This window comes from Sphingomonas hengshuiensis (genome assembly GCF_000935025.1).
GTDB lineage: Bacteria > Pseudomonadota > Alphaproteobacteria > Sphingomonadales > Sphingomonadaceae > Sphingomonas > Sphingomonas hengshuiensis.
This window is the reverse complement of the sequence record NZ_CP010836.1, coordinates 248,810-264,068: the sequence shown is the minus strand read 5'-3', so window position 1 is coordinate 264,068 and position 15,259 is coordinate 248,810. Positions and strand designations below refer to the sequence as shown.

15 protein-coding genes and 1 pseudogene are annotated in these 15,259 nt (G+C 67.0%); 7 read left to right on the top strand and 9 right to left on the bottom strand.

All coding sequences use genetic code 11. From position 1 onward, the window contains the following. Positions 1–5: 5 nt before the first annotated feature. Both TS85_RS01270 and TS85_RS01265 read left to right on the top strand, forming a co-directional pair. Positions 6–917: a DUF4198 domain-containing protein gene (locus tag TS85_RS01270; RefSeq protein ID WP_044329955.1), complete on the top strand. Its 912-nt coding sequence runs from the start codon at positions 6–8 to the stop codon at positions 915–917. A 98-nt stretch (positions 918–1,015) separates the two neighbouring features. Next, the gene (locus TS85_RS01265; protein ID WP_044329952.1) at positions 1,016–1,894 is read left to right on the top strand and encodes an FAD:protein FMN transferase; all 879 of its coding nucleotides are present in this window, start codon (positions 1,016–1,018) and stop codon (positions 1,892–1,894) included. On the opposite strand, the gene TS85_RS01260 is transcribed toward TS85_RS01265, so the two are convergent. The 8 genes and pseudogenes from TS85_RS01260 to cobS form a co-directional block, all read right to left on the bottom strand. Then, positions 1,891–2,574 (bottom strand): Fe2+-dependent dioxygenase, encoded by a 684-nt coding sequence (locus TS85_RS01260; protein WP_044329950.1) that lies wholly within the window; start codon positions 2,572–2,574, stop codon positions 1,891–1,893. The genes TS85_RS01265 and TS85_RS01260 overlap by 4 nt on opposite strands. 143 nt (positions 2,575–2,717) lie before the next feature. Continuing rightward, complete coding sequence (locus TS85_RS01255; protein WP_407082118.1) at positions 2,718–4,475, bottom strand: TonB-dependent receptor; 1,758 nt, start codon at positions 4,473–4,475, stop codon at positions 2,718–2,720. 153 nt (positions 4,476–4,628) lie between these two features. After that, a pseudogene (locus TS85_RS26355) lies at positions 4,629–4,916 on the bottom strand (TonB-dependent receptor plug domain-containing protein); the annotation flags it as partial. 322 nt (positions 4,917–5,238) lie between these two features. Further along, positions 5,239–5,502, bottom strand: coding sequence for a ribbon-helix-helix domain-containing protein (locus tag TS85_RS01250; RefSeq protein WP_044329948.1), 264 nt, complete (start codon positions 5,500–5,502; stop codon positions 5,239–5,241). Continuing rightward, the gene (locus TS85_RS23890; RefSeq protein ID WP_052507667.1) at positions 5,499–7,487 is read right to left on the bottom strand and encodes a tetratricopeptide repeat protein; all 1,989 of its coding nucleotides are present in this window, start codon (positions 7,485–7,487) and stop codon (positions 5,499–5,501) included. The genes TS85_RS01250 and TS85_RS23890 overlap by 4 nt, the downstream gene beginning before the upstream one ends. 56 nt (positions 7,488–7,543) lie before the next feature. Then, positions 7,544–9,373 carry a cobaltochelatase subunit CobT gene (gene cobT, locus TS85_RS01240; RefSeq protein ID WP_044329946.1) on the bottom strand — a complete coding sequence of 610 codons (1,830 nt, stop codon included), beginning with the start codon at positions 9,371–9,373 and terminating at the stop codon, positions 7,544–7,546. Between the two features lie 42 nt (positions 9,374–9,415). Further along, entirely contained in the window at positions 9,416–10,372 is a 957-nt protein-coding gene (locus TS85_RS01235; RefSeq protein WP_155006261.1) for a hypothetical protein, read from the bottom strand. 56 nt (positions 10,373–10,428) lie between these two features. Beyond that, positions 10,429–11,433 (bottom strand): cobaltochelatase subunit CobS, encoded by a 1,005-nt coding sequence (cobS, locus tag TS85_RS01230; RefSeq protein WP_044329941.1) that lies wholly within the window; start codon positions 11,431–11,433, stop codon positions 10,429–10,431. A gap of 166 nt (positions 11,434–11,599) precedes the next feature. Here cobS and TS85_RS01225 point away from each other — a divergent pair, with 166 nt between their 5' ends. Then, positions 11,600–12,268 (top strand): hypothetical protein, encoded by a 669-nt coding sequence (locus TS85_RS01225; protein WP_044329939.1) that lies wholly within the window; start codon positions 11,600–11,602, stop codon positions 12,266–12,268. Positions 12,269–12,481: 213 nt separating this feature from the next. Here the strand turns inward: TS85_RS01225 and TS85_RS01220 are convergent, their stop codons facing one another. Further along, the gene (locus TS85_RS01220; RefSeq protein ID WP_044329937.1) at positions 12,482–13,174 is read right to left on the bottom strand and encodes a winged helix-turn-helix transcriptional regulator; all 693 of its coding nucleotides are present in this window, start codon (positions 13,172–13,174) and stop codon (positions 12,482–12,484) included. Between the two features lie 82 nt (positions 13,175–13,256). Between TS85_RS01220 and TS85_RS01215 the strand changes: the two genes are divergently transcribed. From TS85_RS01215 to TS85_RS01200, 4 genes are read left to right on the top strand one after another with little or no spacing between them, the layout of a single operon-like run. Continuing rightward, positions 13,257–13,688: a VOC family protein gene (locus tag TS85_RS01215; protein ID WP_044329932.1), complete on the top strand. Its 432-nt coding sequence runs from the start codon at positions 13,257–13,259 to the stop codon at positions 13,686–13,688. Positions 13,689–13,691: 3 nt separating this feature from the next. After that, positions 13,692–14,168: a VOC family protein gene (locus tag TS85_RS01210; RefSeq protein WP_044329930.1), complete on the top strand. Its 477-nt coding sequence runs from the start codon at positions 13,692–13,694 to the stop codon at positions 14,166–14,168. Positions 14,169–14,195: 27 nt separating this feature from the next. After that, positions 14,196–14,867: a glutathione S-transferase family protein gene (locus tag TS85_RS01205; RefSeq protein ID WP_044329927.1), complete on the top strand. Its 672-nt coding sequence runs from the start codon at positions 14,196–14,198 to the stop codon at positions 14,865–14,867. Between the two features lie 34 nt (positions 14,868–14,901). Beyond that, positions 14,902–15,258, top strand: a complete 357-nt coding sequence (locus TS85_RS01200) for a DUF1428 domain-containing protein (protein WP_044329925.1) — start codon at positions 14,902–14,904, stop codon at positions 15,256–15,258. The last annotated feature ends 1 nt before the right edge of the window (position 15,259 follow it).

Sequence of the window (15,259 nt, the reverse complement as noted above, 5' to 3'; positions counted from 1 at the left end):
GATTCATGAACCTCCGCAGACCCCTGATCGCGATCGCCGCGCTGGCCGCGATCGCCACCCCCGCCGCCTTTGCCCATCGCATGTGGCTGCTGCCCTCGTCGACCACCGTGTCGGGCACCGATAACTGGATCACGGTCGACGCCGCGGTCTCGAACGACCTGTTCTTCTTCGATCACCAGCCGGTGCGCGTCGCCCCGATCGTCACCCAGCCCGACGGCACCCCCGGCGCCATCGAGAACCACGCCGTCGGCAAGTTCCGCGCGACCTTCGACGTGCATCTGACCCAGCAGGGGACGTACAAGATCGGCTTCGTCAACGAAGGCGTGATGGGCCGCTATACGCTGAACGGCGAGACCAAGATGATCCCGCGCGGCACCACCCCCGCCACGCTGGCATCGGCGATCCCGGCGGGCGCGACCGATGTCATGACGTCGGAGAGCCTGACCCGCAACGAGATCTTCGTGACGCAGGGCGAGCCGACCAGCACGGTGTTCAAGCCGACCGGCAAGGGGCTCGAGTTGGTCCCGGTGACGCATCCCAACGATCTGGTCGCGGGCGAGGCGGCGACCTTCCAGTTCCTGCTCGACGGCAAGCCCGCGGCGGGCCTGTTCGTCACCGCGATCCCCGGCGGCAACCGCTATCGCGACAGCCTGGGCCAGATGGACCTGAAGACCGATGCGCAGGGCAAGGTCACGATCAACTGGCCGACGCCGGGGATGTACTGGCTCAACGTCACCCCCAATGCGCCGCGCGGCGAAGGCGAAGGCCCCGGTGGTCCCGGTGGTCCTGGCGGCCCCGGTGGTCCTGGCGCCGGTCAGGGCGGCCCCGGCGGCCCCGGCATGGGCGGCCCCCGCCCCACCGGCCCCCAGCCGCGCCGGGTGAGCTACACCACCACGCTGGAAGTGCTCGCCCCCTGAGCCGCGACCCGCGGATCGCGATTCCCGACAGCCTGTCGCCCGCGGCATTCCGCAGGCGGCAGGCTTCGTCGCATCTGGCGCACCTGTCGGGCGAGACGATGGGCACAAGCTGGTCGGTCCACGCCGTCGCCCCCACCGCCGGGCTGCGCGAGGAAATCACGGGCGTGCTCGACCGCATCATCGCCGAGATGAGCCATTGGGCACGGGACTCGCACCTCAGCCGCTTCAACCGCGCCGAACCGGGGCGCTGGCAGCCGCTGCCGCCAGGGTTTGCCACCGTCCTCACAGCGGCACTCGACGTGGCGCAGGCCAGCGGCGGCGCGTTCGACCCCGCAATGGGGCTGCTCGCCAATCTATGGGGCTTCGGCCCCGCCGGGCCCCGCGACGGCGTGCCCAGCGACCGCGAAGTGGCCGATGCGCTCGCCCTATCGGGCGTCCGCCACATCGAACAGGACGGCGCTCGCGCCCGGCGGCTCTCCCACGCCACGCTCGATTTTTCGGGCATCGCCAAGGGGCATGCCGTCGATGCCGTCGCCGAACGTCTCCTCGCGCTGGGCATCGCGGACGTCCTCGTCGAGATCGGCGGCGAGCTGCGCGGCGAAGGGATCAAGCCCGATGGCCAGCCCTGGTGGGTCGATGTCGAGGCCGCGCCGGGCGCCCCTGTCGCCCCGATCCGCGTCGCGCTCCACGGCCTGTCGATCGCAACCTCGGGCGATTACCGCCGCAGCTTCCGCCACGAGGGGCGCGACTATGCCCACACCCTCGACCCGCGCACCGGACGCCCGCTGGCAAACGCCGTCGCGTCGGTGACGGTGCTGCACCCCAGCGCAATGCGCGCCGACGCCTGGGCAACCGCGCTAGGGGTGCTGGGGCCGGAGGGCATGGCGCTGGCGGCGCGCGAGGGGCTGGCGGCGCATATGGTCGTGCGCGGCGGGGGCGAGCATCTGTCGCCCGCCTTCGCGGCAATGCTGGGTTAGGCGTCGGCCCAGCGCCGCAGCAGATTATGATACACCCCGGTCAGCTCGATCACCGACCGATCGCTACCGCCCAGTTCGCCCGTCAGCCGCTGCACCGCCTGGTCGAGGTCGAACAGGATGCGCCGGTCGCCATCGTCGCGGATCATCGACTGGAGCCAGAAGAACGATGCCACGCGCACGCCCCGCGTCACCGGCGTCACATGATGCAGGCTCGACGAGGGATAGAGCACGGCGTGCCCCGCGGGCAGCTTCACGCGCTGCACCCCGAAATGATCCTCCACCACCAGCTCGCCGCCGTCATAGGCCTCGGGCGGCTCGAGAAAGACCGTCATCGACAAGTCGCTGCGGATGCGGAAGTCGGTGCCGCGCTGGATGCGGATCGCATTGTCGACATGCGTGCCGAAAGTCTGTCCCTCGCCATAGCGGTTGAACAGCGGCGGAAATACTTTCAGCGGCAGCGCGGCGGCAAAGAACAAGGGCGAGCGGCCCAGCGCCTCCAGCACCATCGCCCCCGCCTGTCGCGCGGCGTCGCTGCCCTCGGGCAATTGCTCGTTGCGCTTGGCGAGTGCGGACTGATGCCCCGAGGTGACGTTGCCGTCCACCCATTCGGCGGCATCGATGATCGCGCGCAACCGCGACACGCCGGCGGCGTCGAACAGGTCCGGGATGGCGATCATCATGGGCGGGCGATCCTCAACGAAAATGGCAGCGGAGGCGGTTCTACCTGCCTTCGCTGCCGCAGATCTTGGGCAAGATCAAAAGATAAGCGAACGGACGACGGACCTCTTGGGGAGTATCCGCCGCCCGCCCCCTTGCGGGGAACTCAGTAGCGATAGGCGAGCGTCAGCACCGCCGCGCGCGCATCGCCGGGGGTGGCCCAGCCATTGTTGCGGATGCGCGTGTAATATTCGGCGTCGGTGAAGTTCTTGACGTTGACCTGCGCGCTCACCGACTTGGTGATGTCATACGCGACATAGGCGTTGTGCACCCAATAGGAGTCCGACTTGTACACGGTCGGCACGGCGAGCGTGGGCAGTGCGAAGACGAAGCTGCCCTGATAGGTCGCGCCATATCCCACGCGCAGCCCGAACGGGAAGGCATAGGTAGTGAACAAGCTGCCCGAATGTTCGGGGGTGTTCGCCAGCCGGGCGCCCTTGGCCGGATCGGGCACTTCAACACTATTGCCGCACGTGTTGACGACCGGCGGCTTCGCGTTCGGGTTGTTCGGGTTGGCAAGGCAATAATCCGACACCGACTGGATCAACTTGCCCTTCAGATAGGTGTAGTTGGCGGTGATCGACCACGCCTTAGTGATCTGCCCAACTGCGCTCAGCGCCACGCCATCTACCCGCGAGCGGCCATCAAGCTGCTGGTCCGGAACCACCGGGTCGCCGGCCGCGACGCGATATTTGTCGCGCTCGTTCCGGAACGCCGATCCGCTGAGCAGCAGGCGACCGTTCATCAGCTCGACCTTGGCGCCGACCTCATAGTTCTTCGCCGTCTCCGGATCGACGTTACAGGTCGCGGTGGTGCACGCGCCGTTCACGGCATTTTGCGACGGCGTCATCGAATTGCCGAACGCGGCATAGACCGACACCGCCTCGATCGGCTTGTACACCAGCCCGAGCCGGTACGAGAACAGCTTGGCGTCGTTGTGGAGCGTGGTGCCGCGCGTCAGCGGGCCCTGCGGCACGGTGACCGTCGCGGTCGGAGTCGAGGTATCGGTGCGATAGGTGCCGTGGTTGCTTTCCCAGCGCAGCCCGCCGTTGATCTCCACCTTGCCGAGCTTCATCGCGTCGAACAGGTACAGCGCATAGTTGGTCACTTCGCCCTGCTGCGCGCCGCTCGCGATCAGGTTGACCGGGCCGGTATAGACGTTGCTGCCATAGGTGAAGCCGGTCGGGCCCTGGACCACCGCGTTGGGGTTGGCGATGTTGACCAGCGGGTAGCTCGAATAGACCGCCGTGCCATTGGCGTTGCGCAGCGCGTTGCCCGTCCGCAGCGAGAATTTCTCCCAGCTCGCCGATCCGCCCGCGACCAGCGTGTGTTCGATCGGCCCGGTGTTGAACTTCGCGCTCAGGTCGAGCTGGTCGTACATCAGCTCGTTCTTCGAATCGCGGAAATTGCCGCGCGGACCGCCGATCAGATAATAGCCCGCCGGCACCGTCGCCGGGCACGCGGCCCCGGTGGGCAGCACCCCGCTGGCGAGGCAATAGGTGCCCTGGGGCGGCCCGACGATCGTGAGCTGCGTCACCTGCTGATAGCGCGCGAGGTTGCGCACCGACAGCGTGTCGCTGAAATCATGGTCGAAGATGCCGGTCGCCTGATCGACCTTGATCTCCTGCGTATCGACGTTGCGAAAGCCGAAATAGTCGCTGCGATCGACTCCGGCCACCGGGCCGCTGCTCGTGGCGTTCGTGTAATAGGGCACGCCATATTGCGGGATGTTGGTGTCTTCCTGATGGGTATAGAGCAGCGTCAGCCGCGTCGGGCTGTCGATCCCGATCGTCACCGCGGGCGCAAAGCCCCAGCGCTTGTAATATTCGACGTCGCGGCCCGGGATATCGTTCTTGTGCGCCATGGCGTTGAGCCGCACCGCGATTTTGTCGGTGACGCGCAGGTTCGCGTCGACGGTGCCCCGATAATATTCGGACGTGCCGACGCCGCCGGTGACGGTCAGGTGATCCTGCGACTGGGGCCGCTTGGTCACGATGTTGATCGATCCGCCGACCGAGCCCGCGCCCGAATAGACCGAATTGGCGCCGTTGACGACTTCGAGCTGTTCGAGGTTGAACGAGTCCGAACGGCTATAGGCGGCGCTGTCGCGCACCCCGTCCTGGGTGATGTCGCTGCCCGCCGAATAGCCGCGCAGGGTGATCTGGTCGCTCGGCGGCGTGCCCCCCTCCGCCGCGCCAAAGGTGATGCCGGGAACCGTCGAGAGCATGTCGCGCAGCGTCAGCAGGTTCTGCTGCTCGATCGTCTCGGCGGTGATCACGGTCACCGTCTGCGGCGTGTCGCGCACGCCGCGGGTGTTCTTCGGGCTTGCCTGCCGGGGCTGATAGACTTCGCCCTTCACGACGATCTTGTCGCTGTCCTGGCCCTCGTCGGCCTTGGTCTTGTCGTCGTCCGTCGTGGGATCCGGTGGCGCGGCCTGCGCCAGCGGGGCGGAGGCGATGAAGCCGACACAGGCGAGTGCCAGGAATGCCGGCGAGGCGGCAGGAGCGGAGCGCGTCACGGTAGAAAAGTCCCCCTGTAATGTTTCGTTACAGGGGCAGCTATTGCGAAGCGTTCGCAGAGTCAACGCTAATGCGAACTGTTCTCACTTTTGTCGCAAGAGTGTTGCGCTATGGGCAATGTTCGCCACCTTCGCCCTGCCCCACCAGCCAGGTGCGCAGCGCACTCGCAAGATTGGGCGGCGCCTCCGCCTGGATGCGCGCATGATCGATCGCCGCAACGAGCGCGGAAAGCGGCAGCGCACGGGCAGCGGCGGCGGCTTCGAGCAGTTCCCAGAACAGGGGTTCAAGGCTGATCGACGTCTGGTGCCCGGCAATGGTGATCGATCGCTTGACCGGCCCGCGAAAGCCGCCGGGGGGCGGGGTGATGGTCACTTGCTGCGCTCGGCGATGAGGGCGAAGGCGCGGGCGAGGTTGCGGGTGGCGCCTTCGTGCTGATAGCCGAAATGCTCGGCGGTCCACACTCGCAGCGCAGCGTGATACGCCGACACCGCTTCCGCCAGTAGCGCCAGCCCCGCGTCGCCCACCGTCCGCTCGCCCTGCGTCTCAAGAGCAGTGCCGAGATTATTCTGCGTCATCGCCCAGTTGGCTGACATCGCGCGCTCGGTGAACACGCTTAGCGCGGCGCGATACGCCGACACCGCGTCCGCAAGCAGCGCCAGCCCCGCATCGCCACCCGTTCGCCCGCCTTGCGTCGTAAGGGCAGTGCCGAGATTGTTCTGAGTCCCCGCCCAGTCGACGGGCATCGCGCGCTCGGTGCGCACGGTCAGCGCCACGCGATACGCCGACACCGCATCCGCAAGCAGCGCCAACCCCGCATCGCCACCCGTCCGCTCGCCCTGCCTCGCAAGCGCAAACCCGAGATTATTCAGGGTCATCGCCCAGTCGGCGGGCATCGCGCGCTCGGTGTACACGGTCAGTGCCGCGCGATACGCCGACACCGCTTCCGCAAGCAGCGCCAGCCCCGCGTCGCCACCCGTCCGCTCGGCTTGCGTCTGAAGCGCAGCGCCGAGGCTATTCTGGGTCCCCGCCCAGTCTGCGGGCATCGCGCGCTCGGTGCGCACGGTCAGCGCCGCGCGAAACGCCGACACCGCTTCCGACAGCAGCGCCGACCCCGCATCGCCACCCGTCCGAGCGCCCCGCGTCGCAAGCGCGATGCCGAGGTCGTTTTGGGCGATTGCGCGATCGGTTTCCGACTTCGCTATCCGCTCCGACAATCGCGCGAGGCGAATGGAGACATCGAGTTCGAGCGATAGCCCGTGATCGCGTCCCAGAACGTACCAGCGATCCTGCTCCACGCGCAGAGCTTCAAAATCGAGCGTTCCGCCATTCTCCAGCTTGAGCCGCTTGCCAATCCAGTGCGCCATCGCCTCGGCGTCGAAGCGCAGCCGGTGTTGCTCGATGTTGGCATCGATCAGCCGCAGCCCGGCCTGCCGCGCCGCCTCTAGCTGTTCGCACCAGTCGTCGAACGCACGCGCCGCCTCTTGCGCGCCTTTGTCGAGGTCGCCGAGATCATTGGCGGCCACGATGTTGCGCAGCGTGCGATCGACCAGTTCGCCCAGATTGGTGCCGCGCTCGGCCTGATCGCGCTGGCGAATGAACTCGTCGATCGCCAGCCCGAGCGCCTCCAGCGCCTCGCCCGCATCCTCGACTTTGGCCGCGATCCGGCGGGCCAGCGCGATCAGCGCTTCGTCGGTAAGGTGGCGCGCGCGCTGGGTCGCCCGCATATCGTCGAACAGCGCGCGCACCATCGCATTGGTATCGAGACAGACCGCGCTGTTGGCCTCGACCATGTCCTCAACCCGCGCCACCCCGCCCGCAATCTCGATCACCAGATCGAGCGTCAGCAGCGTCGCGTACTCCGGGTCGTCCTTCGCCTGCCGCACCGCGCGCTCGACCACATCGAGTGCGAAGCGGCGCCCGATGCTGGGTTCGGCGCCATCTCCCGGCGCCACGAACAGCGAACCGCACTCCGCATCGCAACCCGCAAGCCGATCGACCACCAGCCGCGCCACCGCTGCCGGATAACTCCCCTGGCCCCGCATCGCGACCTGCGCGACTTGCTCGCGGGTCGGCAGGCAATCGGCGATGTGCTTGCCCATCGCCGTGGCCGCGAGCCCGACCGCGTCGCGCGCCTCCTCCGACTGATCGGGGCGGTCCCAATCGCGGATCACGGCGAGCCGCATCTTTTCGGTCAGCTTGGCGTCGTCCAACCCCGCCTTGGCCCGCGCCGCCTTGAACCGCGCGAGCAGCGCAGCCCCGCCGACCAACGCCGCCGTAGCCCCGCCATCGATCGGCGCGACGAAACTCGCCAGAGCACACGCGACTGCCGCAACGGGTTCAAGCCAGTCCGATTTCACGCTGGCCCCCTCCCCCGATCAATGCGGGTCGAGACTAGGGTTCGTATCCGCCCAACTCAATCCTTGGCGTCAAACAACGCCGCCAACTGCTCCACCATCGTCCCCGCAAGCTGTTCGGCGTCCATGATCGTCACCGCCCGCTGGTAATAGCGCGTCACGTCATGCCCGATCCCGATCGCGACCAGCTCGACCGGCGAGCGCGTCTCGATCCAGCCGATGACCTGGCGCAGATGGCGTTCCAGATACGAGCCGCTGTTCACCGACAGCGTCGAGTCATCCACCGGCGCGCCGTCGGAGATCACCATCAGGATCTTGCGGTCCTCGTGCCGCGCGAGCAGCCGGGCGTGCGCCCAGAGCAGCGCCTCGCCGTCGATATTCTCCTTGAGCAGCCCCTCGCGCATCATCAGCCCCAGGCTGCGCTTGGCGCGGCGCCACGGCTCGTCGGCCTGTTTATAGACGATATGGCGGATGTCGTTGAGCCGCCCGGGCTGCGGCGGGCGCCCTTCGGCCAGCCATTTCTCGCGGCTCTGCCCGCCCTTCCACGCGCGCGTCGTGAAGCCCAGAATCTCGGTCTTGACCCCCACCCGCTCCAGCGTGCGCGCCATGATGTCGGCGCTGATCGCGGCGATCGAGATCGGTCGCCCGCGCATCGACCCCGAATTGTCGATCAGCAGCGTGACCACCGTATCCTTGAACTCGGTATCGCGCTCGACCTTGTAGCTGAGCGACAGCATCGGATTGACCACCACCCGCGCCAGCCGCGCGGCGTCGAGGATGCCTTCCTCCTGGTCGAAGTCCCAGCTCCGGTTCTGCTGCGCCATCAACCGCCGCTGGAGCCGGTTGGCCAGCTTGGTCACCGCGCCCTGCAAATGGACGAGCTGCTGGTCGAGATAGGCGCGCAGCCGATCCAGCTCCTCGGTATCGCACAGCTCGGTCGCCGCGACTTCCTCGTCGAACTGGCGGGTGAACGGCTTGTACTCGAAGCTCGCCGGCAAATCGCTCCACGGGCGATTGGGGCGCGAGGGGATCATCCCCTCCTCGCCATCGTCGCCGGGCTCGCCATCGCCATCGTCCATCGCTTCGGACTGCTGCTCTTCGCCTTCCTCGCTCTGGTCCGATTCGCGCTGCTCGCCCCGCGCCTCGGTCTGGCCGTCGCCTTCGGACGCTTCGCTGTCGCCTTCTTCCTCGCCGGGCTCGTCCTGGTCGTTGCTGCCCTCGTCCTCGTCGCCGCCCTCGTCGCTCTCCTCGGGCACGCGGTCGCCCTCGACCAGCTCCAGGTCCTGGAGCAGCTTGGTGGCGAGCGAGGCAAAGGCGCGCTGGTCGTCGATCGCCAGCGCCAGCGCGTCGAGATCGCTGCCGCCGCGTTCTTCGATCCAGTCGCGGACCAGCGCCATCCCCATCGCCGCCGCCGCCGGCGATTCGCGCCCGGTCAGCCGCTCGCGCACCATCAGCCCGATCGCAGTGGAGAGAGGAACCTCGTCCCGATTGCGCGCGCGCGTGATCGGGTCCGAGCGCAGCTTGAGGTTGAGCGATGCCTCGAGATTGTCCGCGATCCCCGCATAGCCGCGCGATCCCAGCGCCTCGATCCGCGCGGTCTCGACCGAATCGAACACCGCGCGCGCCACCGCATCGCCCGGCGCATTGCGCTGGTGCAGCCGCACGTCATGGTGCCGCATCCGCAGCGCAAAGCCATCGGCAAAGCCCCGCGCCTCGCCCACCTGCTCCACCGGCACCCCGCGCGACGGCATCGGCACCTTGACGCTGTTGCCGTCCTGGCGCGGCGCGTCCGAGGTGAAGCTCAGCTCCAGCTCGGCCTCGCCCGACAGCGCGCGCGCCGTCCCGCCGAGCACGTTGCGGAGTTTGTCGAGCGGGGAGTCTGCGGCCATGTCTTCGCTTTGGTAAGCTTGGTCGCGCGATGCAAGCCCGCGCTACATATAGATGAATATCATCTGCGTCTGGATCGAGACCGGGCGAAACAGGGAGGGGCGGAAATTGCGCCGAATCTCAAAGCGTGCGGTTCCGTCAGGATCGACGCCGTTGACCGCCACCGACGCGCCCAGGATGTTCGTAAACACCGCCGGATAGGGAACCTTCTTGGGATTGGTCTGGCGATAAGGCTGCTCCTGAAACGCCACCCCGCCAGGGCCCTCGTAAATCACATAGTCGAAAACGCGCTTCTTGCCGTTTTCGAACACCTCGAGTTCGAGCTGTACCTTGTTGCTTTCCAGGACATATTTCCGATAGCGCAGCCGCAAATATTGGCTGGCGTCACGCGGCACAAGAGCCTCGCTGCTATACCGCACCGGATCGATGGGAAACGTCTTTTGAAGTGCCTTGTCCTTCGCGCCAGCCAGAAACACCTGGTCGAGCGTGCCATCACGATTACTATCGATAAAACAGAATCGGACGATCGACCGGAATTTCGAGCCGAAGCCGCCGATCAGCAAAGCGGCCAGCTCGGAGCGGCTGCGCTGGTCGCGTCCGCAGAAATAGGGGCCTCGGCCCAATATGACCTCGGTCGAGTCAGACCCGATGACCGTGGTCAGTTCCTCGCCGATCGCCAGATCGTCGCTGAACCTGTCGATAGACACTTTCACTGGCTCGGAAAGCGTGAGCTTTCGAGTCTGCATGACCGTGGCGCGCATCAATTCGTCGCCAGGCTTCAGCGTGAGAGGCTGGCCGATTGGGGCGGAAGCGTCGGGCCACAGCGTATCCGGTAGCGGATACACCGTCATTTTTTGCCCGCTTGCCGGAGCCGCAACACCCAACATCAGTGCGCCCGCCAGCACGGCGGCGCTCAACCTTCCTCGAATCATTTCCCCCCCTTGCGCGTGAATAGCGTCGGCCCCGGCGAGGAGCGTAACGCGCACGGAGACGCCGCTCAAGTGAGCGCAGCTTAGCAGGGGGCGGCCCGCGCAATGTCAATCGCGCGGGCTGCGCCTTACGCCTTTCCGACGACGCTTTCGGGCAGGTCCTTGCCGAACACGCGCTGGTAATATTCGGCAACCTGCGCGCGCTCGGCCTCGTCGCACTTGTTCAGGAACGACAGGCGGAACGCGAAGCCGACATCGCCGAAGATCAGCGCATTCTGGGCCCAGGTGATGACGGTACGCGGGCTCATCACGGTGGAGATGTCGCCAATGATGAAGCCGCGGCGGGTCAGCTCGGCGACGCGGACCATGTTCTCGACAGTCTCCTTGCCGCCCGGCTTGTCATATTCGCCCGACTTGGCGAGCACGATATTCGCCTCGACCGCGGCGGGCAGATAGTTGAGCGTGACGACGATGTTCCAGCGGTCCATCTGGCCCTGGTTGATCTGCTGGGTGCCGTGATACAGCCCGCTGGTATCGCCCAGCCCGACCGTGTTGGCGGTGGCGAACAGGCGGAACCACGGGCTCGGGCGGATCACGCGGTTCTGGTCGAGCAACGTCAGCTTGCCCTCGGTCTCCAGCACGCGCTGGATCACGAACATCACGTCGGGGCGACCGGCATCATATTCGTCGAACACGAGCGCGGTCGGCGTCTGGAGCGCCCAGGGCAACAGCCCCTCGCGGAATTCGGTGATCTGCTGGCCGTCCTTCAGCACGATCGCGTCGCGCCCGATCAGGTCGATGCGGCTGATATGCGCGTCGAGGTTGATCCGGATGCACGGCCAGTTCAGCCGCGCCGCGACCTGTTCGATATGCGTCGACTTGCCGGTGCCGTGATAGCCCTGGACCATCACGCGGCGATTATGCGCAAACCCCGCCAGGATCGCGAGCGTCGTGTCGGGATCGAACACATAAGCGGGGTCGAGATCGGGCACCCGCTCGTCGGCGATGCTGAACGCCGGGCATTCCATGTCCGAATCGATCCCGAACAGCTCGCGCACCTTCACCATCTTGTCGGGCGCTTCGAGGATCGTCGTTTCCCGGCTGTCGGGCTGGGTATTCGGAATGTCTGCCATCACTGCTTCCTGGAAGTCGGCGAAAGGGGGAATGTTCCTGCCGACTAGTGTCTCCCAACCCCCACCGCAACGCCAAAGCGCGAACGCGGTCGGCGCGGCCCTTCACTTGGCCATGCATTCATGAGATCATGACGTCACGGTAACGATCGCGTTCTGGGGGGAATCGATGCGCAAGGCGATAGGATCGGCGGCGTTGTTGATAATGCTGGCCGGATGCTGGGGGCAGCCCGTCGCCAATAACAGCGCGACTCCCAAGCCGACTCCGACGGCGAGTCCGACCCCGCCCGCTCCGGCGCCGTGGCTGACGCAGGACCCGCTGTGCACCGGCACGCTGACTCGCGCCGAATGGCTGGTGTGCGACGACAAGGCGCTAAACGCGCTCCATCGCCAACTGGCGGGGCAATGGGCGAATGACCGCCAGAATGCGTCCGACCAGCGGCTCGAGATACTCGAGAACCAGCTTTATGCGCTGCTGAGCGAGCGCGATGCGTGCAACGACGCCGGCTGCGTCGCCATCGCCTATCGCCGCTATCTCTACCCCGCGGTCCCCGCCGCCCGGCCGACACCGCGCCCGACGCCCAAGCCGAAACCCAAGCCCAAGCCGCGCCCGCACCCCATCAAGCACGGCGGCACATGGCGCGCAGGTGCAGGCGAGCAGAGCTGCACCGGCGACATCGGCGGCGCGGCGGCAGCGCGGCTCGCGTCGCAGTGCGAGGCGGTGACCGGCACCAGCGGCGGCCAATGCAGCGCACGCCGCCCCTGCGCCGAATTGCGCATCCAGATCCGCCAGGGCTGCTGGGGCAAGCCGGGCCGCCCGGAAACCTGCGGGCGCTAACGCGGATTGAGCCTCGCTGAAATTCGCCCGCAGGCGCAGGGCAAGGGCATGTGGAACGGAGGGCCGCTTCTATCAATTCCGTCGCCCTGAACTTGTTTCAGGGTCCAACGCGCAACACGGGAATTCGCAGCTTGTGGCGCGTTGGATGCTGAAACAAGTTCAGCAGGACGGCGGTAAAGGAGGGCATCGCATCCATATGCGATAGCCCCACCCTCATCCCACCACCTTCGGCGGCAGCAGGAACAGCCCCGCAAACGCGGCGGCGCGGGCCACATCGCCTTCGACGGCGAAGCGCCCCTCGGCCAGCGCCATCGCCAGCGGCATCGGCCCGAACAACACCGGCAGGAAATCATTCGGCTCGCCGATAAACACCGCCTCGACTCCGCTCAGGCTGCCCCGCGCGATGTCGAGCGCGCCGTTCTCCACCGCCACGGCATAGGTCTCCTCGCCCAGCCGGAAGCCGATCCGCCCCGCCCACCCTGCCGCGCGCTCGGGCAGCAGCATCATCCGTAGCGCGAGCAACAGCGACACCCGCGAGAACGGCAGGCTCGGGTCGTGCCGCGGCGATCGCAGCGCCCATTGGCCCAGCGCCATCACCACCGGCTCGGCCTCGCGCCCCCAGGCGGTGAGCGCATAGACCTGGACATTGGCGGGGGGCGCCAGCTTCTCGCGCACCACGATCCCGTCGGCCTCCAGCCCCGCCAGCCGCTGGGTCAGGACATTGGCGCTGATCCCGGGCAGCCCGGCGCGGATTTCCCCGAACCGGCGCGGGCCGAGCAGCAATTCGCGCACGATCAGCAGCGCCCAGCGCTCGCCGACAAACTCCAGCGCCAGCGCCGTCCCGCACGCATCATCGTACCAACGCTTCGGTTTGTTGCGACCTTCAGTTATATTTTCTAACTTCATGGTTGCTTTTTATAACCGATGACGGCACGAATCAAGTCGCCGGCCGAATCGAGTCGGGACAATGAATTCAGGGGGATGGCCGATGCCGCAGATGATTTTCGTGAACCTGCCGGTGGCCGATGTGGCCCGCGCCACGGCCTTTTACGAAGCGATCGGCTGCGCTCTCGATCCGCGCTTCAGCGGTCCCCACGCCAGTGCCATGGTGCTGTCGGACACGATCAGCTTCATGGTTCTCGACCGCGCCTTCTTCCAGGGCTTCACGCCCAAGCCGCTCGCCGACGCGCATGCGACGACCGAGGTGCTGCTGTGCATCTCGCGCGAAAGCCGCGCCGATGTCGATGCGATCGTCGCGCGCGCCGCCGCCGCCGGGGGCAAGGGCGATATCCGCGAGCCCCAGGACATGGGCTTCATGTACGCGCGCAGCTTCGAGGACCCCGACGGCCATATCTTCGAGCCGATGTTCATGGACGCCGAAGCCGCGATGGCCGCGATGGCGCAGCCGGCGGAGGCCTGAGCAATGGCGAAGATCGCGCCGATGCTGTGGTTCGACAGCGATGCCGAGGAGGCCGCCCGCTTCTATGTGTCGCTGTTGCCCGACAGCCGGATCGAGCGCGTGGTCCGCGCCGCAGCGGACACGCCGGCGGCGCCCGCGGGCGCGGTGCTGGTCGTCGATTTCACGCTGGCGGGGCAGAAATTCGCGGGGCTGAACGGCGGCCCCGCCTTCACGCCCAATGAGAGCGTGTCGTTTCAGATCCTGACCGACGACCAGGCCGAGACCGACCGGCTATGGGCGATGATCGTCACGAACGGCGGCGCGCCAGGCGATTGCGGCTGGTGCAAGGATCGCTGGGGCTTTTCGTGGCAGATCACGCCGCGCCAGCTGATGGAGCTGATCGGAAGCCCCGACGCCGACCGCGCCCGGCGCGCGATGCAATCGATGATGACGATGCAGAAGATCGACATTGCCGCGCTGGAGGCGGCGGTCGCGGCCTGAGGGGCGCACAACCAAGAGGAGAGTTGCATGCCGACAGATCCCAACAGCCCGGTCGAGATCGTGACCTTCGACTGGGTACCCGATTTCGCACGCGGCTATGTCCGGGACTTTCGCGTCCGCTGGGCGCTCGAAGAAGCGGGCATTGCCTATCGCACGCGGCCGATCAGCGCGGCGCAGCGGCCCGCCAGCCATTTCGCCGACCAGCCGTTCGGTCAGGTGCCGGCGTATCGCGACGACACCGTGCGCATGTTCGAATCGGGCGCGATCGTCCTCCACATCGCCGAGGCGTCCGAAGCGCTGTTGCCGCTCGACCCCGCGCAGCGCGCACGGGCGCAGTGCTGGATGGTCGCCGCGCTCAACAGCGTCGAGCCGATGCTGATGGAACTGACCACCGTCGATCTGTTCGCGCGGGGCGAGCCCTGGGCCGATCTGCGGCGGCCCAGCCTGGTCGAGGCGATTCGCACGCGGCTGGGGCAGCTCGAAACCGCACTCGGCGATCGCGACTATCTGGAGGGCGGCTTCACTGCGGGCGACCTGTTGATGGCATCGGCGCTGCGCGCGCTCGACCATACCGAATTGCTCGCCGAACACCCCCGGCTGGCGGCCTATCAGCAGCGCTGCCTCGCCCGTCCGGGCTTTGTCGCGGCGATCGCGGCACAACTGGCCGAATTCGACGCGCGCCCAGTCGAGACGGCCTGAGGCGGCGCAACCTAAGGAGGAGAGAGAGAGAGAGATGCCCTATATCGACGGATTCGTGGCGCCGGTGCCCGCGGGCAAGCGCGACGCCTATATCGAACTCGCGGCCAAATCGGCCCCCGTTTTCCAGGAACATGGCGCGCTCCAGGTCGTCGAGACCTTCGGCACCGACGTGCCGCATGGCAAGCAGACCGATTTCTATCGCGCCGTCGCCGCCGACGAAGGCGACACCATCGTCTTCTCGTGGATCGTCTGGCCCGACAAGGCGACGCGCGACGCGGGGTGGGAAAAGGTGATGGCCGATCCCAGCATGGCACCGGGCGAGGACATGCCGTTCGATCCGAAGCGGATGATCTACGGTGAATTCGAAGTCGTTCTCGACACTGGAGCCTGAA